Source organism: Micromonospora sp. NPDC048868 (genome assembly GCF_043198195.1).
GTDB classification, from domain to species: Bacteria; Actinomycetota; Actinomycetes; order Mycobacteriales; family Micromonosporaceae; genus Micromonospora; species Micromonospora reichwaldensis.
Map to the genome: position 1 here is coordinate 15577 of NZ_JBICUN010000031.1, position 23828 is coordinate 39404.

The 23828-nt window shown below is 74.7% G+C and carries 21 protein-coding genes and 2 pseudogenes; 3 read left to right on the forward strand and 20 right to left on the reverse strand.

Annotated features, from left to right (window positions below; all coding sequences use genetic code 11):
• Positions 1-3: 3 nt before the first annotated feature.
• The 15 genes and pseudogenes from ACGFNF_RS29525 to ACGFNF_RS29595 all read right to left on the reverse strand — a co-directional run bounded on the left by ACGFNF_RS29525 (position 4) and on the right by ACGFNF_RS29595 (position 15508).
• Complete coding sequence (locus ACGFNF_RS29525) at positions 4-1209, reverse strand: argininosuccinate synthase (protein ID WP_357579125.1); 1206 nt, start codon at positions 1207-1209, stop codon at positions 4-6.
• Entirely contained in the window at positions 1206-1721 is a 516-nt protein-coding gene (locus ACGFNF_RS29530; RefSeq protein WP_311414714.1) for an arginine repressor, read from the reverse strand. The genes ACGFNF_RS29525 and ACGFNF_RS29530 overlap by 4 nt, the downstream gene beginning before the upstream one ends.
• Complete coding sequence (gene argF / locus ACGFNF_RS29535) at positions 1718-2695, reverse strand: ornithine carbamoyltransferase (RefSeq protein WP_393172160.1); 978 nt, start codon at positions 2693-2695, stop codon at positions 1718-1720. The genes ACGFNF_RS29530 and argF overlap by 4 nt, the downstream gene beginning before the upstream one ends.
• A 277-nt stretch (positions 2696-2972) precedes the next feature.
• Positions 2973-4251, reverse strand: a pseudogene (locus ACGFNF_RS29540) (acetylornithine transaminase); the annotation flags it as partial.
• A 242-nt stretch (positions 4252-4493) separates the two neighbouring features.
• Positions 4494-5378 (reverse strand): annotated as a pseudogene (argB, locus tag ACGFNF_RS29545) (acetylglutamate kinase); the annotation flags it as partial.
• On the reverse strand, positions 5375-6547 hold the full coding sequence (argJ, locus tag ACGFNF_RS29550) for a bifunctional glutamate N-acetyltransferase/amino-acid acetyltransferase ArgJ (RefSeq protein ID WP_393172162.1): 1173 nt from the start codon (positions 6545-6547) through the stop codon (positions 5375-5377). The gene argJ and the pseudogene argB, both read right to left, overlap by 4 nt.
• Entirely contained in the window at positions 6544-7545 is a 1002-nt protein-coding gene (argC, locus tag ACGFNF_RS29555; RefSeq protein ID WP_393172164.1) for an N-acetyl-gamma-glutamyl-phosphate reductase, read from the reverse strand. Before argC ends, argJ begins: the two co-directional genes overlap by 4 nt.
• A gap of 176 nt (positions 7546-7721) precedes the next feature.
• On the reverse strand, positions 7722-10268 hold the full coding sequence (gene pheT, locus ACGFNF_RS29560; RefSeq protein ID WP_393172166.1) for a phenylalanine--tRNA ligase subunit beta: 2547 nt from the start codon (positions 10266-10268) through the stop codon (positions 7722-7724).
• Between the two features lie 39 nt (positions 10269-10307).
• Complete coding sequence (gene pheS / locus ACGFNF_RS29565) at positions 10308-11387, reverse strand: phenylalanine--tRNA ligase subunit alpha (protein ID WP_393172168.1); 1080 nt, start codon at positions 11385-11387, stop codon at positions 10308-10310.
• A 210-nt stretch (positions 11388-11597) separates the two neighbouring features.
• Complete coding sequence (locus ACGFNF_RS29570) at positions 11598-12443, reverse strand: RNA methyltransferase (protein WP_357579117.1); 846 nt, start codon at positions 12441-12443, stop codon at positions 11598-11600.
• Between the two features lie 32 nt (positions 12444-12475).
• On the reverse strand, positions 12476-12868 hold the full coding sequence (gene rplT, locus ACGFNF_RS29575) for a 50S ribosomal protein L20 (RefSeq protein ID WP_030335718.1): 393 nt from the start codon (positions 12866-12868) through the stop codon (positions 12476-12478).
• Positions 12869-12899: 31 nt separating this feature from the next.
• Positions 12900-13094, reverse strand: coding sequence for a 50S ribosomal protein L35 (rpmI, locus tag ACGFNF_RS29580; protein ID WP_007458415.1), 195 nt, complete (start codon positions 13092-13094; stop codon positions 12900-12902).
• A 19-nt stretch (positions 13095-13113) separates the two neighbouring features.
• Positions 13114-13737 carry a translation initiation factor IF-3 gene (gene infC, locus ACGFNF_RS29585; protein ID WP_089000940.1) on the reverse strand — a complete coding sequence of 208 codons (624 nt, stop codon included), beginning with the start codon at positions 13735-13737 and terminating at the stop codon, positions 13114-13116.
• A gap of 336 nt (positions 13738-14073) precedes the next feature.
• Positions 14074-14547: a PH domain-containing protein gene (locus ACGFNF_RS29590; protein ID WP_132240188.1), complete on the reverse strand. Its 474-nt coding sequence runs from the start codon at positions 14545-14547 to the stop codon at positions 14074-14076.
• 70 nt (positions 14548-14617) lie between these two features.
• Positions 14618-15508 carry a Crp/Fnr family transcriptional regulator gene (locus tag ACGFNF_RS29595; protein WP_225852129.1) on the reverse strand — a complete coding sequence of 297 codons (891 nt, stop codon included), beginning with the start codon at positions 15506-15508 and terminating at the stop codon, positions 14618-14620.
• A gap of 176 nt (positions 15509-15684) precedes the next feature.
• Here ACGFNF_RS29595 and ACGFNF_RS29600 point away from each other — a divergent pair, with 176 nt between their 5' ends.
• From ACGFNF_RS29600 to ACGFNF_RS29610, 3 genes are read left to right on the forward strand one after another with little or no spacing between them, the layout of a single operon-like run.
• On the forward strand, positions 15685-16530 hold the full coding sequence (locus ACGFNF_RS29600) for a hypothetical protein (protein WP_393172171.1): 846 nt from the start codon (positions 15685-15687) through the stop codon (positions 16528-16530).
• Entirely contained in the window at positions 16527-18833 is a 2307-nt protein-coding gene (locus ACGFNF_RS29605; protein ID WP_393172173.1) for a hypothetical protein, read from the forward strand. Before ACGFNF_RS29600 ends, ACGFNF_RS29605 begins: the two co-directional genes overlap by 4 nt.
• On the forward strand, positions 18830-19660 hold the full coding sequence (locus tag ACGFNF_RS29610; protein WP_393172175.1) for a hypothetical protein: 831 nt from the start codon (positions 18830-18832) through the stop codon (positions 19658-19660). Before ACGFNF_RS29605 ends, ACGFNF_RS29610 begins: the two co-directional genes overlap by 4 nt.
• A gap of 39 nt (positions 19661-19699) precedes the next feature.
• On the opposite strand, the gene ACGFNF_RS29615 is transcribed toward ACGFNF_RS29610, so the two are convergent.
• From ACGFNF_RS29615 to ACGFNF_RS29635, 5 genes are all read right to left on the reverse strand, one after another.
• Positions 19700-20740 carry a DMT family transporter gene (locus ACGFNF_RS29615; RefSeq protein ID WP_393172177.1) on the reverse strand — a complete coding sequence of 347 codons (1041 nt, stop codon included), beginning with the start codon at positions 20738-20740 and terminating at the stop codon, positions 19700-19702.
• Complete coding sequence (gene hisG, locus ACGFNF_RS29620) at positions 20737-21582, reverse strand: ATP phosphoribosyltransferase (RefSeq protein WP_357579111.1); 846 nt, start codon at positions 21580-21582, stop codon at positions 20737-20739. Before hisG ends, ACGFNF_RS29615 begins: the two co-directional genes overlap by 4 nt.
• Before the next feature lie 45 nt (positions 21583-21627).
• The gene (locus tag ACGFNF_RS29625) at positions 21628-21891 is read right to left on the reverse strand and encodes a phosphoribosyl-ATP diphosphatase (RefSeq protein ID WP_088947482.1); all 264 of its coding nucleotides are present in this window, start codon (positions 21889-21891) and stop codon (positions 21628-21630) included.
• 106 nt (positions 21892-21997) lie between these two features.
• Positions 21998-22495, reverse strand: coding sequence for a 6,7-dimethyl-8-ribityllumazine synthase (gene ribH, locus ACGFNF_RS29630; RefSeq protein ID WP_393172180.1), 498 nt, complete (start codon positions 22493-22495; stop codon positions 21998-22000).
• Between the two features lie 2 nt (positions 22496-22497).
• On the reverse strand, positions 22498-23763 hold the full coding sequence (locus ACGFNF_RS29635) for a bifunctional 3,4-dihydroxy-2-butanone-4-phosphate synthase/GTP cyclohydrolase II (RefSeq protein WP_393172182.1): 1266 nt from the start codon (positions 23761-23763) through the stop codon (positions 22498-22500).
• Positions 23764-23828: the final 65 nt, after the last annotated feature.

Consider the following 23828-nt stretch of genomic DNA (forward strand, 5'->3'; position numbering starts at 1 on the left):
TGGTCAGCAGCCGCCCAACCGGGCGTCCCGTGCGGCGGCCATCTCGCTGGGCAGGCCCCAGAGCCGCACGAAGCCCTTCGCCAGGGACTGGTCGAAGGTGTCGCCGGTGTCGTAGGTGGCCATGCCGAAGTCGTAGAGGCTGGCCTCGGAGCGGCGCCCGGTGACGGTGGCCCGGCCGCCGTGCAGGGTCAGCCGCACCTCGCCGGTGACGTGCCGCTGCGCGTCGTCGATGAACGCGTCCAGCGCGCGCTTCAGCGGCGAGAACCAGAGGCCGTCGTAGACCAGCTCCCCCCAGCGCTGGTCGACGCCGCGCTTGAACCGGGCCAGGTCCCGCTCCACGGTCACCGCCTCCAGCTCCTGGTGGGCGGTGATCAGCGCGATCGCGCCCGGTGCCTCGTACACCTCGCGGCTCTTGATGCCGACCAGGCGGTCCTCGACCATGTCGAGCCGGCCGACGCCCTGGGCGCCCGCGCGCCGGTTGAGCTCCCGGATCGCCTGGTACGGGGTGACGGTCTCGCCGTCGATCGCCACCGGGACGCCGGCGTCGAAGGTGATCACGACCTCGTCGGCGTCGCGCTCCTGCGCCGGGTCGCAGGTGTACGAGTAGAGGTCCTCGATCGGCGCGTTCCAGATGTCCTCCAGAAAGCCCGTCTCGACGGCGCGGCCCCACAGGTTCTGGTCGACGGAGTACGGGGACTTCGCCGACACGTCGATCGGCAGCCCCTTCTCCTCGGCGAAGGCGATCGCCTTGTCCCGCGTCCAGGCGAAGTCCCGGGCCGGCGCGACGATCCTCAGGTCGGGGGCGAGCGCGCCGAGGCCGACCTCGAAACGGACCTGGTCGTTGCCCTTGCCGGTGCAGCCGTGCGACACGATGGTGCCGCCGTGCTTGCGCGCCGCGGCCACCAGGTGCTTGACGATCAGCGGCCGGGACAGTGCGGAGACCAACGGGTAGCGGTCCATGTAGAGCGCGTTCGCGCGGATGGCCGGCAGGCAGTACCCGGCGGCGAACTCGTCGCGCGCGTCGACCACCTCCGACTCCACGGCGCCGCAGTCCAGGGCGCGCTGCCGGATGGCGTCGAGGTCCTCGCCGCCCTGCCCGACGTCCACCGCCACGGCGATCACCTCGGCGCCGGTCTCCTCGGCCAGGTACGGGATGGCGACGGAGGTGTCGAGCCCTCCGGAGTAGGCGAGCACGACCCGCTCGGTCATGGTGTGGTGTTCCCTTCGACGTTCTCTTCGCGGCGGGCCCAGCCGGCGAGCTTGTCGCCGAGCGCGGCCCCGCCGACGGCCTCGCGGGCCACGACGAGGATGGTGTCGTCGCCGGCGATGGTGCCGACGACCTCGGGCAGGCCCGCCCGGTCCAACGCGCTGGCCAGGTAGTGGGCTGCGCCCGGCGGGGTGCGCAGTACGGCGATGTTGCCGCTGGCGTCGACCCCGTTGAGCAGCTCGCGCAGCAGCCGGACCAGCCGGGCCGGCGCCGCCTCGGCGTCGCGCAGCGGCCGGTGGCCGTCCTCGGGGATGAGGTAGACGGCCCGCCCGTCGCCGCCGCGCGCGGTGACCGCGCCCAACTCCTTGAGGTCCCGGGAGAGGGTGGCCTGGGTGACCTGGATGCCGTCGCCGGAGAGCAGGTCGGCCAGCTCGGTCTGCGAGTGGATCGCCTTGTCGCGGATCAGCTCGACGATGCGGGCGTGCCGGGCGGCACGGGTCAGCGGGGCGGTCATGGTGTCTCCCTGGTCGCGGCGACGCCCGGCGCCGCCGCGTCCGGGGCGGCGGGCGCGGCCCCGAGGAGGAACGTCAGCAGCGCCTTCTGGGCGTGCAGCCGATTCTCCGCCTGGTCGAACACGACGCTCTGCGGGCCGTCGAGCACCTCGTCGGTGATCTCCTCGCCCCGGTGCGCGGGCAGGCAGTGCAGCACGACGGCGTCGGGCGCGGCGTGCCCGAGCAGCGCGGCGTTGACCTGGTACGGCAGGAACGGGGTGATCCGGTCCAGCCCGTCGTCCTCCTGCCCCATCGAGGTCCAGGTGTCCGTGGCGACCACGTCGGCGCCGGCCACCGCCGCCACCGGATCGGTCAGCGCCTGCACCGAACCCCCGGTGCCGGCGGCGATCTTCGCGGCCCGGGCGACCACCTCCGGGTCGGGGCCGAAGCCCGCCGGCCCGGCGACCCGGACGTGCATGCCGGCGGTCGCCCCGGCCAGCAGGTACGAATGGGCGAGGTTGTTCGCCGCGTCGCCGACGTACGCCAGCGTCCGGCCGGCGGTGCCGCCGCAGTGCTCGCGGACGGTGAGTAGGTCGGCCAGGAGCTGGCAGGGATGGAAGCCGTCGGTGAGCGCGTTGACCACCGGCACGCCGGCGCCGTCGGCCACCTCGGCGATCCGGTCGTCGCCGTGGGTACGCAGCACGATCGCCGCGACGTAGCGGGACAGCACCCGGCCGGCGTCGGCCAGGGTCTCGCCCCGCCCGAAGTGGGTGACCTGGGTGTCCACCACGAGCGGGTGCCCGCCCAACTCGGCGATGCCGACGTCGAACGAGAACCGGGTACGCAGGCTCTGCTTGTCGAACAGCACCGCCACCGACCGGGGCCCGGCCAGCGGCCGGTGACCGAACCGGTCGGCCTTCATCCGCGCCGCCAGATCGAGCACGGCCGACTGCTCGGCGGGGCTCAGGTCGTCGTCCCGCAGGAAGTGCCGGATCACGCCCCCGCCTCCGCCGTGCTCGGCATCGCCCCGCCGCCGCTGGACGGCCTGGGTGCGGTGGGCGTGGTCGGCGGCGTGGACACGGTGGGCGGCGTCAACGCGGCCGGCGCGGTGGCTGGCGTGGGCGCGGTGGGCGCGGAGGGCGCTGTCGACGCCGTGAACGCGGTGGGTGCGGTGGGTGGCGTCGAGATCTTGGTAGGTTCCGGCCCCTGGAGGGGCCGTTTCTCACCAAGATCCGACGCGGAGCCGGCGGCGGCAGCCGGGGATGCTCCGGCAGCCGACGGGACAGAGGCGGCGGGCGGGACGGAGGCGGCGGCGGGCGGGACGGGGGCGGCGGCGGTCGCGACGGAGCCGGCGGTGGAAGTGGCAGCGGCGGCACCGGCGGCGGCCGGGGACGCCGCGTCGAGGGCGGCCGGGAGGGCGGCCAGGAAGTCGTCGGCCTGGGCGACGGTGAGGATCAGCGGCGGGGCGAGCCTCAGCACGCCGGGCTGCGCCGGGTTGGCCAGGAAGCCGGCCTCCCGTAGCGCCTCGGCGAGCACCTTCGAGACGGGCGCGGTGAGTACCACGCCGAGCAGCAGGCCCGCGCCGCGTACGTTGTCGACCAGCGGGTGGTCGAGCGCCTCGATCCCCCGGCGCAGCCGCTCGCCGACCCGCGTGACGTGGTCGAGCAGCCCCTCGCTGGCGATGGTCGACACCACCGCGAGGGCTGCGGCGCAGCTCACCGGGTTGCCGCCGAAGGTGGTGCCGTGCGAGCCGGGGGCCAGCAGCTCGGCGGCGCGGCCGAAGGCCAGGCAGGCGCCGATGGGCAGCCCGCCGCCGAGCCCCTTGGCCAGGGTCACCACGTCGGGCTCGATCCCCTCGGCCTGGTGCGCGAACCAGTGCCCGGTACGCCCGACACCGGTCTGCACCTCGTCGAGCACCAGCAGCACGCCGTGCCGGGCGGTGATCCGGCGTGCGGCGGCCAGGTAGCCGGCCGGCGGGACCACCACGCCGTTCTCCCCCTGGATCGGCTCCAGGATCACCATCGCGGTGGCGTCGGTGACCGCCGCCTCCAGGGCCGCCACGTCGCCGTAGTCGACGTGGGTCACCTCACCGGGCAGCGGGCGGAACGGGTCGGCCTTGGCCGGCTGGCCGGTGAGGGCGAGCGCGCCCATCGTCCGGCCGTGGAAGCCGCCCCGGGTGGCGACCACGTGCGTGCGGCCCGTCAGCCGGGAGAGCTTGAACGCCGCCTCGTTGGCCTCCGCGCCCGAGTTGGCGAAGAAGACCCGTCCCGGCCGCCCCGCCAGGGCCAGCAGCAGCTCGGCAAGGGCCACCGGCGGTTCGGCGACGTACAGGTTCGAGACGTGCCCGAGGGTGGCGACCTGCTTCGACACGGCGGCCACCACGGCCGGGTGGGCGTGGCCGAGGGCGTTGACCGCGATGCCGCCGACGAGGTCGACGTACTCCCGGCCGGCGTCGTCGACCACGACGGCGCCGGAGCCGGCGACGAGGGCGAGCGGCGGCGTGCCGTAGTTGTCCATCATGGACTGTGCCCAGCGCTCGACGAGCGTGCTCATCCGGCGATCGTGCCTTCCTGGTTGGCAGCGGCGGAGCTGACAGGCCCGCTCCTCGCGCTGACGTTGTCCGGTTCGTTCGCGACCGCGGGGCTCGGTCGCTCCGCTCCCGCACTCCTCGCACTCACGGCACCACCTTCGTTCGCGACTGCGGGGCTCGGTCGCTCCGCTCCCGCACTCCTCGCACTCACGGCACCCTCTCCGTTCGCGACTGCGGGGCTTGGTCGCTCCGCTCCCGCACTCCTCGCGCTCACGACCATGGTGCCGAATCCTTCCGAGGTGAAGACCTCCAGCAGCGTGGAGTGGGCGACCCGGCCGTCCACGACGTGCGCGGCCGGCACGCCCTGTCGCACCGCCCGCAGGCACGCCTCCATCTTCGGGACCATGCCGCTGGACAGCGACGGCAGCAGCGCCGCCAGGTCGTCGACGGTGATCTCGCTGATCAGGCTGTCGGTGTCGGGCCAGTCGGCGTAGAGGCCCGGCACGTCGGTGAGGACGACCAGCTTGCGGGCGTCGAGGGCGACGGCGAGCGCGGCGGCGGCAGTGTCGGCGTTCAGGTTGTGCAGCACCCCGTCGGCGTCGGGCGCCACGGTGGAGATCACCGGGATGCGGCCGGCCCCGATCAGGTCGGTGACCGCCGAGACGTCGACCGACTCGACGTCGCCGACCTGCCCGACGTCGACCGGTTCCCCGTCCACGTACGCGGGCCGCCGCACGGCGGTGAACAGTCCGGCGTCCTCGCCGGAGAGGCCCACCGCGAACGGCCCGTGGGCGTTGATCAGGCCGACGAGTTCCCGGCCGACCTGGCCGACCAGGACCATCCGGACCACGTCCATCGCCTCCGGGGTGGTGACCCGCAGGCCGCCCCGGAACTCGCTGGCGATGCCCAGCCGGCCGAGCATGGCGGAGATCTGCGGGCCGCCCCCGTGCACCACGACCGGCCGGAGGCCGGCGTAGCGCAGGAAGACCATGTCGGCGGCGAAGGCCCGCTGGAGCTCGGGGTCGACCATGGCGTTGCCGCCGTACTTGACCACGACGGTCGAGCCGGAGAAGCGGGCCAGCCAGGGCAGCGCCTCGATCAGCGTGGCCGCCTTGACCTGGGCGCGGGCGAGGTCGGTGGAGAGGCTCATGTCGAGTAGGCCGAGTTCTCGTGCACGTACGCGTGGGACAGGTCGTTGGTCCAGATCGTGGCCTCGGCGGCGCCGGCGTGCAGGTCGATGCGGATGGTGACGTCCCGGCCGGTCAGGTCGACCTTCGACCGGTCCTCGGCGGCGGCGCCGGAGCGGCACACCCAGACGCCGTTGACGGCGACGTCGACGCCGTCGGGCTCGAACGCGGCGGCGGTGGTGCCGACGGCGGCGAGGATCCGGCCCCAGTTCGGGTCGTTGCCGAACAGCGCGGTCTTGACCAGGTTGTTGCGGGCCACCGAGCGCCCCACCTCGACCGCGTCGTCCTCGCTGGCCGCGCCGACCACGTCGATGGCGATCTGCTTGGTGGCGCCCTCGGCGTCGGCGATGAGCTGCTGGGCCAGGTCGTGGGCGGCGGCGGTGACCGCCGCCGCCAGCTCGGCCGGGGTCGGCACGATGCCGCTCGCGCCGCTGGACAGCAGCAGCACCGTGTCGTTTGTCGACATGCAGCCGTCGGAGTCGATCCGGTCGAAGGTGACCCGGCACGCCTCCCGCAGCGCGGCGTCGAGGTCCTCCGGCCCGGCCACCGCGTCGGTGGTCAGCACGCAGAGCATGGTGGCCATCGCCGGGGCGAGCATGCCGGCGCCCTTGGCCATGCCGCCGACGGTCCAGCCGCTGCCCCGGGCCACCGCGGTCTTGGGCCGGGTGTCCGTCGTCATGATGGCTTCGGCGGCCGCCGGACCGCCGTCGCGCGCCAGCCGGCGGATCGCCGAGCGTACGCCGGGAAGCAGCTTGCCCATCGGCAGCCGCTCGCCGATCAGGCCGGTCGAGCAGACCGCCACGTCGGCGGCGCCCAGCATCAGCCGTGGGCTGGCCGCGGTGAGCGCGGCGGCGGTGTGCTCGGCGGTGGCGTGGGTGTCCTGGAAGCCGGCCGGGCCCGTGCAGGCGTTGGCGCCACCGGAGTTGAGGATCACGGCGCGCGCGACGCCGCCGCGCACCACCTGCTGCGTCCAGAGCACCGGCGCGGCCTTGACCCGGTTGGCGGTGAACACGCCGGCGACACCGGCGTCCGGGCCGTCGTTGACGACAAGCGCGACGTCGCTCGCGCCGCTGGTCTTGAGCCCGGCGGCCACCCCGGCCGCCCGGAACCCCCGCGGAGTCGTGACACTCATGGTGCTATCCCCCAGGTGGAGAGGCCCGTCGTCTCCGGCAGGCCGCACATCAGGTTGGCGTTCTGCACGGCCTGGCCGGCGGCGCCCTTGCCGAGGTTGTCCAGCGCGCTGAGCACGATCATCCGGCGGGAGTCGACGTCGACCGTGGCCTGCAGGTGGCAGGAGTTGGAGCCGAGGGTGGCGGCGGTGTGCGGCCAGGCCCCCTCGGGCAGAACGTGCACGAAGGGCGCGTCCGCGTACGCCTCGGCGAGCACCGCCCGCGGGTCGACGCCCCGGGCCGGCACCGCCGTCACGGTGGCGAGGATGCCCCGGGGCATCGGCGCGAGCACCGGGGTCAACGACAGCCCGGTCGCGCCGGTGGCCTGCTTGATCTCCGGGACGTGCTGGTGGGTGCCCACGCGGTAGGGCGACAGGTCGCCCATCACCTCGCTGCCGAGCAGGTGCGGCTTGGCCGCCTTGCCGGCGCCGGAGGTGCCGGAGGCGGCGACGACCACCACGTCGGCCGGGGAGGCGGCGCCGGCGGCGATCAGCGGGGTGAGGGCCAGGATGATCGCGGCGGCGTAGCAGCCGGTGTTGGCGACCCGGGTGGCGCCGGCGATCAGCTCCCGTTGGCCGGGCAGCTCGGGCAGGCCGTAGGTCCACGGTCCGGCGTGCGTGCCGCCGTAGTAGTTGGCCCAGGCGTAGGGGTCGGCGAGGCGGTGGTCGGCGCCCAGGTCGACGACCCGGACCTCGGGCGGCAGCTGGGCCGCCAGGGCCGCCGACTGGCCGTGCGGCAGGGCCAGGAAGACCAGGTCCGCGTCGGCCAGCGTCGCCGCGTCCGTCTCGCCGAGGACCAGGTCCAGCCCGGCGAGCTGGGGGTGTACGACGTCGAGCCGGTGCCCGGCCTGGCTGTGCGCGGTGGCCGCGACCAGCTCGAACTCCGGATGCCCGGCGACCAGGCGGATCAGCTCGCCGCCGGCGTAGCCGCTCGCCCCGGCGACCGCGACTCGGATACCCATCCCCACCTCCGCATGACTATGCAGAGGAGGCTAGCAAGCAACGACGCCCGCCTGCAAGTTCATGCAGTCGACTGCATGGGAATGAGGCTGGGCCCGGTCGCCGCTCCCACCCACCCGTGCAGCCGGGGAACGACGGGGGCTCCTCCCGCGCCGGCGGAAGGAGCCCTCGTCGTCACTCAGGCGCCGCGCAGGGTGGCGCCGAAGCGTTCCGCGGCGCGAGCGACCGCCGCGTCCCGGGCCGCCACCGCCTCCTCCACGGTCAGCGTCCGGTCCGGGGCCCGGAAGGTGAGCTTGTACGCAAGCGACCTGCGCCCCTCGCCGAGCTGCTCCGAGGCGTACACGTCGAACAGGCGCACCTGCTCCAGCAGCCCGCCGGCGCCCTCGACGAGGGCCTGCTGCACCTGCGCCGCGGGCACCGAGGCGTCCACCACCAGCGCCACGTCGATCAGCGCCGGGGGGAAGCCCGAGACGACCGGCCCGGACGCCACCGGGGCGGCCGGCAGCGCGTCCAGGTCCAGTTCCATGGCGCTGGTACGCCGGGGCAGCTCCAGCGCCGCCACGACCGCCGGGTGCAGCTCGCCGGCGTGCCCGACCACCGTGCCGTCGACCAGCAGCTCGGCGCAGCGGCCGGGGTGCCAGGGGGCGTACTCGGCGGCCCGGACCTCGATCCGGTCCACCGGGACGTCGGCGGCGGCGAGCACGTCGCGGCCGGCCTCCACGGCGTCCGCCCAGCCGGCCGGGCGGCCCGCGCCCCACCAGCCGGCCGGCTCGACGTCGCCGGTCAGCACGACGGCGACGTGTCGGGGCTGGTCGGGCACCACCGCGTCGGCGGCGGCGAACTCCTCGTCGGTGGGTCGCCGGTCCACGCCCATCGCCGGCGGGCGGCCGGCGTCGGGACGCGGGTGGAACACCGCGCCGATCTCGTAGAGGGCGAGGTCGCGCTGGCCCCGGCCGAGGTTGCGCTTCGCGATGCCGAGCAGCGGGCCGAGCAGCGTGGTGCGCAGCAGCGGCTCCTCCTCCGACAGCGGGTTGGCCAGCCGCACCGCGCTCCGGCGCGGGTCGTCGGCCGGCAGGCCGAGCTGGTCGGACAGCCCGGGGGCGACGAACGGGTGCGCGAGCACCTCCACGTACCCCCGCTCGGCGAGCGACCGGGCCACGGCCCGGCGGCGGCGCTGCTGCCAGGTCAGGCCGCGGCCGGGCGGCGCGGTCGGCAGCACGGACGGCACCCGGTCGTACCCGTCGAGGCGGACCACCTCCTCGACCAGGTCGGCCGGGTCGGTCAGGTCGGGCCGCCAGGTCGGCGGAGTGACGCTGAGCGCGCCCCCGGTGCCGGCGGCCACGCCGACCTCGCCCGGGTCCTCGGCCAGCCGGTCGGCGCCCCTGGCCACCGTGCAGCCGACCTGCTCCAGCAGGGCGGCCACCCGCGCTGGCGGATAGCTCACGCCGATCCGCTGGCTCGGCAGGTCGGCCGGCAGGACGACCGGGGTACGCGGCCGGACGTGGTCGATGTCGAGGATCTCGTCACCGGCCGCGCCACCGGCGTGCTCGGTGAGCAGCCGGACCGCCCGCGCGACGGCCACCAGCGGCAGGGCCGGGTCGACGCCCCGCTCCCACCGCTTCGCCGCCTCGCTGAACAGCTTGTGCCGGCGGGCGGTACGCCCGACCATCACCGGGTCCCAGTGGGCGGCCTCGAAGAGCACGTTCGTCGTCCCGGCGACGACCTCGCTGGTCTCGCCACCCATCACGGCGGCCAGCGAGATCGGGCCAGAGTCGTCGCAGATCACCATGTCCTCGGGCGCGAGGGCGCGGGTGACCCCGTCCAGGGTCGTGAGCTTCTCCCCCGCCTCGGCGCGGCGGACCACCAGCGGCCCGGCGATCCGGTCGGCGTCGAAGGCGTGCATCGGCTGGCCCAGTTCGAGCATCACGTAGTTGGTGATGTCGACCGGCAGCGAGATGCTGCGGATGCCGGCGACGGTGAGCCGCCGCTGCATCCAGTCGGGGCTCTGCGCCGTCGGGTCGACGCCGCGCACGAGGCGGGCGGCGAACCGGTCGCAGCCGACGGTGTCGCGCACCTCGACCGGGTATGCCGGCTCGGCGGTGCCGCCGGGCGCGGGCGCCAGGCCCGGGTCGCGGAACGGCACGCCGAGGGCGTGCGACAGCTCCCGGGCCAGGCCGCGGACGCTCATCGCGTACCCCCGGTCGGGGGTGATCTCCAGGTCGACCACGACGTCGTCGAGGCCGACGACGGGCCGCGCGTCGTCGCCCGGCTTGGCCGGGGTGTCCTGGGGCAGCACGACGATGCCGTCGTGGTCGTCGCCCAGGCCCAGCTCCCGCGCGGAGCAGATCATGCCGTGGGAGTTGCGCCCGTACGTCTTGCGGGCGCCGATGGCGAAGCCGCCGGGCAGCACGCCGCCGGGCAGGATCACCACGACCCGGTCGCCGGGGGCGAAGTTGCGCGCCCCGCAGACGATCTCCTGCGGCTCGCCGGTGCCGTTGGCGTCGCCGACGTCCACCCGGCAGAACCGGATCGGCTTCTTGAAGCCGGTCAGCTCCTCGATCTCGCGGACCTCACCGACCACCAGCGCACCGGTGACGGTCTCCCGCAGGTCCACCACGGACTCGACCTCGATGCCCAGGCCGACCAGGGCCTGCTCCAGGTCGCCGGCGGGCAGGTCGGCAGGGAGGTCGACGTACTCCCGCAGCCAACTGACAGAAACTCGCATGACTCAGACCACCGTCTCCATGACTCGTACCCGCATCGCCTACGCCCCGACCCCGAACGCGCGGGTGAACCGCACGTCGCCCTCGGCCATGTCCCGCATGTCGCTGACCCCGTGCCGGAACATCACCGTCCGGTCGATGCCCATGCCGAACGCGAATCCGGAGTAGACCTCGGGGTCGATGCCGCAGGCGCGCAGCACCCGCGGGTTGACCATGCCGCAACCACCCCACTCGACCCAGCGCGGGCCGTCGCGGTGCTCCGGGAACCAGACGTCGAACTCGGCCGACGGCTCGGTGAACGGGAAGTAGTGCGGCCGGAAGCGGGTCTTCGCGCCCTCGCCGAACATCGCCCGGGCGAAGTGGTCCAGGGTGCCGCGCAGGTGCGCCATGGTGATGCCCCGGTCCACCACGAGCCCCTCCACCTGGTGGAAGACCGGCGCGTGGGTGGCGTCCAGCTCGTCGGTGCGATAGACCCGGCCCGGCACGATCACGTAGATCGGCGGCTTGCGGGTCAGCATGGTGCGCGCCTGCACCGGCGAGGTGTGCGTACGCAGGACGAGGCCGGAGCCCTCCGTGCCCTCCGGCGGCGCGACGTGGAAGGTGTCCATCAGGCCGCGCGCCGGGTGGTCGGCGGGGATGTTCAGCGCGTCGAAGTTGGTCCACTCCAGCTCGACCTCGGGCCCCTCGGCCACCTCGTAGCCCATGCCGACGAACAGGTCGCTGACCTGCTCCATCAGGGTGCTGATCGGGTGCCGGGCGCCCCGGGGCCGCCGGTTGTGGGGCAGCGTCACGTCGACGCGCTCCTCCACCAGCACCCGTTGCGCCTGTTCCCGGTCCAGGACCTCCTGGCGGGCCGCGTACGCGGCGTCGATGGCGCGGCGGGCCTCGTTGACCCGCTTGCCGGCGTCGGACTTGGCGGCCGGCGGCAGCGCGCCGATCTCGCGGCGGGCCAGCGAGACCGGGGACCGGTCGCCGAGGTGCGCCGGGCGCAGCGCGGTCAGCGCGTCCGGGTCACCGGCCTCGGCGAACGCCTTCTCGGCGGCGGCGACGGCCTCGGCCAGGGCGGCCGGGTCGAGCAGGGCGACCTGCTTCGGGTCGTACGGATCGTTGCGGTAGCTCATGGCGTACGGGCACTCCCTCACGGCGGCGCCAGCCCTCACGGGCGGCGAAGCGAGTCTACGGACGCGCGGCTGTGCCGCAGCCCGCCGGTGGGAGTTGTGCGGGGAGCAGGTCAGGCCCGCCGCCCGCCGACACCGGCGGGCTGGCTAAACGAACGCCGTGGCGCGTTCATGGGCGGACGGTCTCCCCTGCGATCTGTCTCGACGGCCGGGTCACGACCGCCGCTGTGCTCTCGCCGAAGCGTACAGGCAGACGGCGGCGGCCGCAGCCAGGTTCAGGCTCTCGGCGCGCCCGTGCAGGGGCACCCGGACCCGGGCGTCGGCGGCGGCGGTGAGCGCCTCGGGCAGGCCGTGCGCCTCCGCGCCGAAGAGCCAGGCCGTGGGGGCGGCGAGCCGCCCGTCGTCGGCGAGGTCGTCGAGGTCGTCCTCGCCGTAGCCGGTGGTGGCGAGCACGGTGAGCCCGGCGGCGCGCAGCGCCGCGACGACGTCCACCGGGTCGGGCGCGCGGACCACGTCGACGTGGAAGAGGCTGCCGGCCGAGGCCCGCACGCACTTGCCGTTGTACGGGTCGACGGCCTCGCCGGCGAAGACCACCACACCCGCGCCCGCGGCGTCGGCGGTGCGCAGCACGGTGCCGGCGTTGCCCGGGTCGCGGATCCCGGCGAGCACGGCCACCAGGCGGGGCCCGTCGGCCAGGGCCCGCTCCAGCGGCACGTCGAGGTGGCGGCAGACGGCGACGAGGCCCTGCGGGGCGACGGTCTCGGCCAGCGCGGCGAGCGCCTCGTCGGTCGCCTCGGAGACGGGCACGTCGGCACGGGCCGCGACGGCGGCCAGGTCGGCGTGCCGGTCCAGGGCGGCGGGCGTACCGAAGAGTTCGGTGACCACGCCCGGGCGGGCCAGGGCCTCGCGGACCGCCTGCGGCCCCTCGGCCAGGAAGCGGCCGGCGGCCTCGCGGTCCCGGCGGCGCTGCAACCGGCGGGCGGCGACCACCCTGGGGGTACGCGGGGTGAAGGGGCCGGAGACAGCGTCGAGGCGTCTCCCGCGCGATGGTGACTGCATGGGAGACGCCTCGATCTGCTGGTGCGCGGGGATCAGGCGGCCTGGGCCGCCGCGCCGCCGGTGCCCTCGGCCGCGACCGCGGCCCGGGCCAGCTCGACGATCGCCGCGAAGGCGGCGGCGTCGTTGACGGCCAGGTCGGCCAGGATCTTGCGGTCGACCTCGATGCCGGCCAGGCGCAGGCCCTGGATCAGGCGGTTGTAGGTCATCCCGTTGGCGCGGGCGCCCGCGTTGATCCGCTGGATCCAGAGCTGCCGGAAGTCGCCCTTGCGGTCGCGACGGTCCCGGTAGGCGTACTGCATCGAGTGCAGCACCTGCTCCTTGGCCTTGCGGTAGAGGCGGGAGCGCTGACCGCGGTAGCCGCTCGCGGTCTCCAGCAGGGTACGACGCTTCTTCTGGGCGTTCACAGCCCGCTTGACGCGTGCCATCTCAACTCCTAATTACGTAAGGTGGCGCGCGTCAGCGGCCGAGCAGCTTCTTGATGCGCTTGACATCGGCCTTGGCCAGCACCACGGTGCCGGTCAGCCGACGGGTCTGGGTGGAGGGCTTCTTCTCCAGGTTGTGCCGGAGGCCGGCCTGCTGGGCAACGATCTTGCCCTTGCCGGTCACCTTGACCCGCTTGCCCATCCCCGTGTGGCTCTTCATCTTCGGCATGTGGAACGTCTCTCCCCTGTTACTCGCCGCTGTTGTCGGCGACGGTGCCGGTGTCACCGGCCGCTGCGGGCTCGCCGGCCGGGGCGCCCTCGGCGTCCCGCTCCCGCGGCCCGCCCCGGGTGGCCGTGGCGGCGACCGCGGCGGCCTTGGTGGCGCGGTGCGGCGCGAGCACCATGATCATGTTTCGACCGTCCTGCTTCGGAGCGGCCTCGACGTACCCCAGCTCCGAGATCTCCGACTCGAGCCGGCGCAGGAGCCGGTAACCCAGCTCCGGGCGGCTCTGCTCGCGACCGCGGAACATGATCGTCACCTTGACCTTGTCGCCCGCCTTGAGGAACCGCACCACGTGACCCTTCTTGGTCTCGTAGTCGTGCGGGTCGATCTTCGGGCGGAGCTTCATCTCCTTGATGACGGTCTGCTGCTGGTTACGCCGCGCTTCGCGCGCCTTCAGTGCGCTCTCGTACTTGAACTTGCCGAAGTCCATGAGCTTGCACACCGGCGGGCGCGCCATCGGCGCAACCTCGACCAGGTCCAGGTCGACGTCCGCGGCCAGCTGAAGGGCGCGCTCCAGCGGGACGATGCCCACCTGCTCACCCTCGGGGCCGACCAGTCGGACCTCACGTGCCCGGATCTGCTCGTTCACGCGTGGTTCGACGCTGATGGGGCCTCCTCGAGTCGGAATCTCTACGTGGCCGACCCTCGCGGCTCCCGGGTGGGAGCCGACCCGGAAAGCAGAAGGCCCCGGCGCATGCCAGGGCCCGCTCGACCGGTCGGCACGATCACATGATCGCGCATCCGGTGCCGGGGCGTGCCCGGAACCGGTGACCGGACCCGGCCACCGTGGTGGCGACTCGGGTGGGAGCAGGCGCTCCTCTTTCAAGGCTGCACGCATGGGCGCGATGCGCACACACGAAGACAGCCTGGTCGACTTGCTAACACTACACCCCCGCCCGGACACCCACCCAACCGGGCACCCGGGTCAGCGGCCGGCGGCGCCCTCGGTGAGCCGGGCCTGGTGCGCCTGGTGCAGCCGGCGCAGGGCGCGGACCCCCTCGACGGCCCGCTCCTTGTCGGCGGCCTGGAGGGCGACCATCGGCAGCAGGTCGTCGTCGTGCAGCTCCAGGCTGGCCCAGGGCGCGCCCCGGTCGAAGCGGACCCCCCGGACGACCTCCCACGGCAGCTCGTACGAGCCGACGAGGTTGCGCACGCGCACCCCCGACGCGTTCGCGTCGACCCGGGGACGGGTGAAGATCAGGACGGCGAGCGCACCGAGGACGCCGAGCCCGACCATCGCGATCTGGTCGCCCCGCTGGAAGCTGCCGTAGCCGTTGCCCGTCGCGCCGCTCAGCGAGGTGGCCAGCAGGCTGAACACCACGAACAGCACGGCCGCGCAGGCCCAGCAGACCACTCGGATGCGGCGCGGGCGCAGGTGGACGGACTCGATTTCGCTCACCCCACCAGTCTGCCACCCGGTCCCGGCCGTTCCCGCGCCGCCACACGCTCCGCCCCCGCCCGGCGCCCCGTCAGTCCTCCCCGGCCTCGAGCTCGCCCATCCGCCGCAGCCGGGGCAGATCGCGGACGGTGATCCGGCGGTAGTCCGTGTCGACCAGGCCCTCCGTGCGCAGTTCACGCAGGGCCTTCTGGATGGAGGTCTCGGCGGCGCCGCAGATGCTGGCGAGTTCGGGCTGGGTGAGCCGCACGTCGATGACGACGCCGTCGCGAACCTGGCGGCCGTGGGTGCGGCAGAGCTCGGCGACGACCCGGGCGACCCTGATCTTCACCGGATAGGAGGTGAAGTCGATGCGCCGCCGGTTGGACCAGCGCAGCCGGTCCGACACCATCGCCGCCAGCTCCAGCGCGGCGTCCGGGTGCTCCTTGAGGAACATCTTGAACCGGTCGGGCTGGATGACCCGGTACGTCGCCGGCCCGCAGGTGGTGACGCTCGCCGAGCGGGGCCGGTCGTTGAGCGCCGACATCTCGCCGACGAGGTCGCCGCCGACGCGCAGGGCCAGCAGTGCCGCCCGCCCGTCCGGAAGGGTCGCGGTGACCTTCGTCAGCCCCTCCTCGAGCAGCACCAGGTGCGACTCCCGTACGCCCTCGTGGATGACGATCTGTCCGGGCGGGACGCGCCGGCGCACCCCCAGCTCCAGCAGGGCGGCACGAACCGGGGGACCGAGCCGTTGCAGGAACGTGCCGTACGGCCAGGTGACGTCGGACAGTTCGGCTGGTCGTCGCATCAGCGCTCTCATCCTCCTCGGCCAGCGACAGCCGTCGAAGCGTAGCCGGCCCTGCGCGTAGCGCGACGCCCGCAGGCGCAGGGCGGCGGCGACGGCGAGCTGGACGATCACCCACGCCAGCAGGACGCCCGGCGGCCAGCCGACCGCGAGCAGCAGCTCCATCAGCCCGATCCTCATGCGACCAGGACACCGGCCCACCGCGTGCCGGACCCCCGAACAGGACGGGATGACGCCCCACCGACAGTTCCGGGCGATGCCGTACTTCTACGGGGTTCCGCCGGGCCCGCCCCGGTTCGATGTCCCCTGCGGTGCCCGCCTGTGGGGCGGGTCGGGCGACGAAGGGCGGCACGACGATGCGACATCCCGAGCGACGACTGTTGATCTCCGTGGACATGGAGCGGTACAGCCGGCGCACCAACCTCCAGCAGTACGAGGCGCAGAAGCACTTCCGGGAGCTGCTGCACGAGGCGGCCGGCGACGTCGGCCTGGACCGGGTCGCCTGGACGACGCAGCAGGCCGGCGACGGCGAGCTGGCGATCCTCCCCCGCGACGTGGCCGAGTCCCGCGTCATCGGCCGCTTCGTACCGGAGCTGAACAGGCGGCTGCGCAGCTACAACAGCAGCCGGGTGCCGGCCGCCCGGATCCGCCTGCGGGTCGCCGTCCACCAGGGACTCGTCCACCTGGACGGGGCCAACGGCTTCCCCGGCAACGCCGTCGTCCTCGTCTGCCGGCTGTGCGAGGCGGCACCCGTGAAGCAGGCCCTGGCGGCCTTTCCCGACGCCGGGGTGGCGCTGGTCGTGTCGGCGGAGATCTACCGCGACGTCGTCACCGAGTACCCGGAGGAGATGCGCCCCGAGCGGTTCCGGCGGGTCGAGGTGACCCACCCGGACAAGGGGTTCCGGGAGGACGCCTGGTTCTGCGTCGTGGACGAGGACATGTCCGCCCTGCCGGCGGCGGAGGACGCCGGTACGCCTTCCCCGGCGCCCGTCTCCACGACGCCGCCCGCTCCGGGAGGCGGAGCCCCGGGTGGGGGGCCGCCGGAGTCCCCGGCGACCCGGACGCCGCCGGGCGCGGGCGACATCCGCACGGGTGACATCCGGGTCGACGGCCAGAACGCGATCGGGCACGGCGCCACGGCGATCGGTTCCGTCGGGCGCGACCTGACCTTCGGTGGCGGACGGGAGGGCCGGGCACGGTGACCGCACCCCACTTCCCGTACCCGCCCGTCGTCGTCGGCGACGACGCCGACCCGGACGGGCCCCGGGACGCCCCCGGTGACGACGGGTACGACCGTCCCACGGAAGGCCCGGCGGCGGGCCCGGACCAGGACCCACCGGACGGGCGGACGGACCCGGCGGACCCGGCGACGGGGACCGGGTCGTCGGAGGGCGGCGAGGCGGACGAGCCGGAGGAGCCGCTCGACTCGGCGGACGTCATCCGCGGACTGGCCGACCTGCTCGGCGGCGCCACGATCGGCCTGGGCGACGTACGGGTACGGGGCCAGAACGCCACCGGGCACGGCGCCGTCGCGATCGGCACCGTCAACGTGACCACTGCGGGAGCCGACGGCACGGGGCGGATCTGGTACGAGAGCCTGAGCGGGAACGAGGTCGGGGAACTGGCGCAGGGGTACGCGCCGACGTCCAGCGACCAGCAGCTCGACCGTCACCTCAAGCGCCGCCACCTGGTGTGCCTGTCCGGCCCGTCCGCCAGCGGCCGGTTCACCTCCGCCGTCCTCGCCACCGCCCGCCGGCACGGGCTCGACCGCGCCTGCGTCCTCGGCGCGGAACAGCCCGCCGACCTGCTCGGGTCGAGCGAACGGTTGCCCGCCGGACGCGGGTACGTGCTCCGGCTCGCGGACAGCGCGGCGAACGCCGTCGACGGGTTCACCCTCGTGGCGCTCGCGGCACGGGCCGAGGCGACCGGCATGACGCTGATCCTGGTCGGGGACTTCTCCCGGCGCGGTCAGGACCTCGCCGGGCACGTCGTGGAGCATCGGGTGCCGCCGGCGGTGGAGGTGTTCCGGGCGCGGCTGCGCCAGCAGTTGGCCGGGCTGTGCGTCGGCTGGTGCCCGGACGGATGCGACGGCACCTGCGTGGAGCGGTACGTCGACGACGAGTGCGTCACCCATCCGCTGCTCTCGGCCTACCTCGCCGGCGAGCCCCGTCCGGGCGAGGTGGTGCCCGTCGTGGAGCTGATCGCCCGGACGGTTCCGCACGGCCCCGCCCTGACCGAGCGGTTGGAGCAGCTGCTCCCCCGCCAGCTACGGGAGCGCGCGGCGCAGATCCTCGACGCCGGCCGACCCGACGGCCCGGACGGGGTCGACGCCTGGGCGGCCGACCGGGCCCGCGCCTTCCGGCTGACCTGCGCCGTACTGGCCGGGCAGCCGGTGGCGGAGATCGACCAGGCGGCCCGACGGTTGGCCGGAACCGACCTCACCGGGACCGACCTCACCGGGACCGCCTCCGTCGGACCCCGGCTGCGCGGCCCCGAACTGGACACGCTCCTGGGGTCGACGCTGCGCCAGGCCGTCGTCGTGGTCGGCGACGAAGGCGCCGCGGGGGGCCGGCGGATCGAGTTCGGCGCCGGCAGCGAGCAGCTCCGTTCGACGTTGCTCGAGGTCGCCTGGACGGACTGGTGGCTGCCCGGGCAGCTGCTCGGCTGGCTGGCGGACCTGGTCCGCTCCGACGTGCCGGGGATCCGGCAGGCCGCCGCGGGCGCCATCGGCTGGTCGGCCGGGCGGGACGTGCGGGCAGCCCTGGAGACGGTCGGCGACCTGGCCCGGGAACGGCGGGCGGGCGTCCGGCAGGCCGCCGCCATCGTGCTGGTCGCCATGGCGATGCAACCCGGCCTGCGCCAGCGCGTACGGACCGAACTCGACCAGTGGGCCGCCGGGCCGGCGGCGCACCTGCGGGACACCGTCGCGCGGGCGTACGGGCTCGGACTGGCCCGCCTCTGGCCCGACGCCGCCCTCGTGCAGTTGCGCCTGGTGGCGCAGGCCCGCATGCAGCGGCGGAACAACTCCGTGGTCCGGGGCCTGGTCGAGGTCTACCGGGACGGCCACGCGGCCACGCTCGTGCCGGAGCTGGTCGACTGGACCGCGTCCGACGACCCGGAGGTGCGGCTGCACGCGGCGCGGACGCTGCGCGTCCTCGCCGACCGCTGGGCCGAGCCGCCCAGGGAGCACTGGCCGGAGCTGCTGGACCTCGTCCGGCGGCGGATCGTCAGCCCGGGCGACGTGGCCGCGCTCTGGGCCGTGGCGCTGGGCATGCCGCAGACGGCCTACCGCTCGTGGCGGACGCTCGGCTTCTGGCTGAACCGGGCGGACGGCAATCCCGAGGTCGCCGCCCACTGCGTGGCCCTGCTCCGGCACGTGATCGCCGGTCGGCCGCCGCTGCGACACCGCCTCGACCACCAGGTCCGCCACGTCTGGCGGCCCATCATGCCGCGCAACGACCTGCTCGACGCCGTACACGCACTCATCGACGAGGACCTGTCATGACGACTCACCCCACCGGGCCACCCCCCACGGCAGCGTTCGTACCGCCCCAGCCGGAGCGCCGCCGCTGGTGGCACGCCTTCTTCCCGCCGGTCGAACCGGTCCCTCCCGCCGGGCCACCGGCGCCCCCGGTCCCCGACACCGTGACGTTCCGCCACGACGTGCCGCAGCCGATCCTGGTCCCGGCCAGGGGCGACGCCTTCGACTTCCGGCTGCACGTCGTCTACAACTGGACCGCGCAGAACATGCCCTACGAGGCGCTGCGGCTGCGGGCCGAGCGGTATCTCGCCTGGGCGGGTGGCATCGTCCGGGAGCGGGCGGTGGATCTGGCCCGCCAGTACGAGCCGCACCGCTCGCACGACCTGGAGCGGGCGCTCAACGACCGGCTGGCCGGTCAGCGCTGGCCCCGGGAGGGTGCCCAGCCCTACTTCTGGGTGCAGGTGCGGGTCAGCCCGGACGAGCGGGTGCGGGAGCGGCTGCGGCCGTACTGGGAGCAGCGGATCAAGCTCGAGTGCGACCACGAGCTGGAGAAGATCAGGGCCCAGCAGGCCGACGAGCTGACCCGCCGGTGGTGCGCCGTGCTGCAGAGCCTGAAGGACGATCCGGTCACCGCGCACGCGGCCCGGCTGACCGGTGAACAGTTCGCGGAGGTCTTCCGCCGGTACGTGGAGGAGCGCCGGGGGACGGTGCCGGACCTGGTGCAGCTGCTGCGGGAGGCCGTGCGGGGGCACGGCGACCTCGGCATGGGGCCGTCGGAGTACACCGAGGCGTGGGACGCGGCGATCCGGACGTACGAGCGACGGCACGGGCTCTCCGAGCGGACGAACTGACCGACGGGCCCCTCCCGCGTACCGCCGGATCGTCGGCGCCTACCCCGGCGTCGCTGATCCGGCGGTCGCGGCGGGGGCCCCCGGACCGGCGGCGGTCGGCGGCACGGCGTCGCGCGGACCCCGCCGGCCGGCGCCTCGGCCGGCGACCAGGGCGGCCGCCAGGGTGAGCAGCGCGCCGGCCAGCACCGGCAGCCGCAGGCCGGGGCCGCCCGGCAGCAGCGCGTCCAGCAGCAGGGCGCCGCCCAACTGGCCGGCGACCAGGGCGAGCCCGGTGCGCAGCACGCCGACCGCCGGGACGCCGACCAGCAGGGCGGCCACGATGACGACGCCGAGCAGGCCGCCGGTGTAGAGGTACCAGTCGTCCGGCCAGGTCGGGCCCGGCCCGGTGAGGGCGCCGGCCAGCGCCGCGACCAGCAGCACGACGGGCGTGGCCGTGGCGAAGTTGACCACCATTCCGGCGGCGGCCGAGCTGGCGGCGGAGACCCGCGCGTTCAGCGCGGACTGGAGCGCGACACCGAGCCCGCCGGCCACGGCGAGCAGGACCAGGCCGAGGGCGAGGTCGCCGACGGGCTGGCCGAGCTGGGCCAGCGTCACGGCGGTCACGCCGAGCAGCGCGCCGGCCACCCGGGGCGGGGTGAGCGCCAGCCGCCCCACCGGCGCCAGCCCGGCCCGGTCGACGGCCAACCCGCCGAGGCTGCCGCCGGCGACCTGGGCGATGGTGAAGACCGCCACCCCGAGCACGGGCACGATGTACGCGCCGGCCAGCACGATGCCCGCGCCGCCGAGCCCGCCCAGGTACGTCCACCAGGGCAGCCGGGCCCGGCGCAGCGCGGCCAGGCCGGTGCGCGCCGAGGGCAGCGCCAGGACCCCGAGGCCGACCAGCAGCGCCCCGCCGAGGTTGTTGACCACCGCGCCCAGGGTCGCGTTGCCGGCCCGCTCGCCCAGCTCGGCGTTGGCCGCGCCCTGGGCCGCCGAGGCGACGCCGGCGAGGGTGACCAGGGTCAGCGCCACCCACGGCGGCAGGGCGCGCGACACCGGGGACGGCGCCGGGGCACCCGCCGCCGTGGGCGAACGGCTCACAGCCGGCAGGCGTGGATGTTGGTGACCAGGATCGCGCGGGCCCCGAGCTCGTACAGCTCGTCCATGATCCGGTGCACGTCGTCGCGGAGCACCATCGCCTGCACCGCCACCCAGCCCTCGCGGTGCAGCGGGGAGACGGTCGGCGACTCGATGCCCGGGGTCAGCGAGCTGGCCCGGTCGAGCAGGCCGGCCGGCACGTCGTAGGCGAGCATCACGTAGCGGCGGGCGACCAGCACCCCGTGCAGCCGGCGCAGCAGCTGCGCGGCCTGCGGGTGGGCCTCGGCGTCGGCGCGGCGGACCAGCACCGCCGACGAGCGCAGCAGGGGCTCACCGAAGACCACCAGGCCGGCCTGGCGCAGCGTGGTGCCGGTCTCGACCACGTCGGCGACCACGTCGGCGACGCCCAGCCGGATGGCGTTCTCCACCGCGCCGTCGAGGCGGGTCACCTCGGCCTTGACGCCCAGCTCCGCGAGGTGCCGCTCCACGAGCCCCGGGTACGCGGTGGCGATCCGGTGCCCGCCCAGCTCCCGCACGTCGTCGACGTCCTCCGGGCGGGCGGCGAAGCGGAAGGTGGCCCGGCCGAAGTCGAGATCGATGACCTCCTCGGCCGGCGCGCCGGAGTCGATCAGCAGGTCCCGGCCCGTGATCCCGACGTCGAGGTCGCCGGAGCCGACGTAGGTGGCGATGTCCTTCGGGCGCAGGTAGAAGAATTCGACGTCGTTGGGCTCGTCCCGGCAGACCAGGTCCTTCGGGTCGGTGCGCTGGCGGTAGCCCGCCTCGCGCAGCATCTGGGCGGCCTTCTCGGCCAGGGCGCCCTTGTTCGGAATGGCGACACGCAGCATGACGGAGTGCTCCTTCGATCGAAACTGATCAACGACGGGGCGCACTCACAGATGTCGGTAGACGTCCTTCAGGTCGAGGCCGCTGGCCAGCATCAGCACCTGGACCTGGTAGAGCAGCTGGGAGATCTCCTCGGCGGTGCGTTCCGGCCCCTCGTGCTCGGCGGCCATCCACGACTCGGCCGCCTCCTCGACGACCTTCTTGCCGATGAAGTGCACGCCCTTCTCGAGCGCGGCGACCGTGCCCGAGCCGGGGGTGCCCGCGGCGGCCTTGGCCTGCAGCTCGGCGAACAACTCCTCGAACGTCTTCACGCCGCGATTCTTCCAGCCGCCCCGACGGCGCCGGTGCGCCGGGTCAGGCCCCGCTCACCGACCGGGAACGCGGCACGGCGGCGGCGCGGCCCCGGTCGGTCGGATGTCAGCCGCCGAAGCCGACCCGGTGGCCGTTGCTGGCGAGGGCGCGGATGGCCAGGGCGGCGTCGAGGGCGGCGACGGTGGCCGACCAGCCCTTGTCCTCCGCCGAGCCGGGCAGCCCGGCCCGGTCCCGGGCCTGCGCGAGGGTGTCGACGGTCAGGACGCCGTGCGCGACCGGCTTGCCCTCGTCCAGCGCCACCCGGGTCAGCCCGTCCGTGACCGAGCGGCAGACGTAGTCGAAGTGGGCGGTGGCGCCGCGGATCACCACGCCGAGCGCGACCACCACGTCGCAGCGCCGCGCGAGGGCCTGGGCCACCACGGGCAGCTCGACCGAGCCGGCCACCCGGGCGGTGACCGCCCGGGCCCCGCACGCCTCGGCGGCGGCGACCGCCCGGTCGAGCATGTGGTCGGTCAGCTCGCCGTGCCAGCGCGCCGCGACCACGCCGACGGTCATCCCGGCGGCGTCCACCGCCGTCACGCCCGGTTCACCGAAACCCGCCATGCCTACGCTCCGATCTCGTCGCCGAGGACCGGGCGGCCCATCGGGGCCTCGGTCACCTCGTCCAGCTCGTCCAGCAGGTGCCCCATCCGGTCCCGCTTGGTGCGCAGGTAGCGCACGTTCTCCGGGTGCGGGCGCACCGGCAGCCCCTCGCGGCCGATGACGGTCAGCCCGTAGCCCTCCAGCCCGGCGCGCTTGGCCGGGTTGTTGGTGAGCAGCCGCATCGAGCGCACCCCGATGTCGTAGAGGATCTGTGCGCCGGTGCCGTAGTCGCGGGCGTCGGCCGGCAGGCCCAGGTCGAGGTTGGCGTCGACCGTGTCCCGGCCCTGGTCCTGGAGCTGGTACGCCTGGAGCTTGTGCAGCAGGCCGATGCCGCGCCCCTCGTGGCCGCGTACGTAGAGCACCACGCCCCGCCCCTCCCGGGCGACCCGGTCCAGGGCGGCGTCGAGCTGCGGGCCGCAGTCGCAGCGCACCGAGCCGAACACGTCCCCGGTGAGGCACTCGGAGTGCACCCGCACCAGCACGTCGCGCCCGTCGCCGATCTCGCCCGTGACCAGGGCCACGTGCTCGGCCGAGTCGTGCTCGCTGCGGTAGCCCAGGGCCCGGAACACGCCGTGCCGGGTGGGCATCCGGGCGTCGGCGACCCGCTCGACCTGCTTCTCGGTCCGCCGCCGGTACGCGACCAGGTCGGCGATGGTGACCAGGGTCAGGGCGTGCTCGGCGCAGAACTTCTCCAGGTCCGGCACCCGCATCATGGTGCCGTCGTCGTTGACCAGCTCGCAGAGCACGCCGGCGGGGCGCAGCCCGGCCAGCCGGGTCAGGTCGACGGCGGCCTCGGTGTGGCCGGGCCGGCGCAGCACGCCGCCCTCGCGGGCCCGCAGCGGCACCACGTGCCCGGGGCGGGCCAGGTCGGCCGGGCCGGTGCCGGGGTCGGCGAGCAGCCGGATGGTGTGCGCCCGGTCGGCGGCGGAGATGCCGGTGCTGACGCCCTCCCGGGCGTCCACGGTCACCGTGTAGGCGGTGCCGCGCCGGTCCTGGTTGGTGTGGTGCTGCGGCGGCAGGTCCAGCCGGTCGCACTCGCTCTCGGTCAGCGGCGCGCAGATGTAGCCGGACGTGTGGCGCACCATGAAGGCGAGCAGCTCCGGTGTCGCCAGCTCGGCGGCGAAGATCAGGTCGCCCTCGTTCTCCCGGTCGGCGTCGTCGACCACGACGACGGGCCGGCCGGCGGCGATGTCCGCCACCGCCTGCTCGATGCTGCCAAAGGTGCTCATGCCGGCACTCCGCTTCGCTCCGTGCCGCCATGAGGCAGCACCGCACTGAGCCTGATGATTCGCTC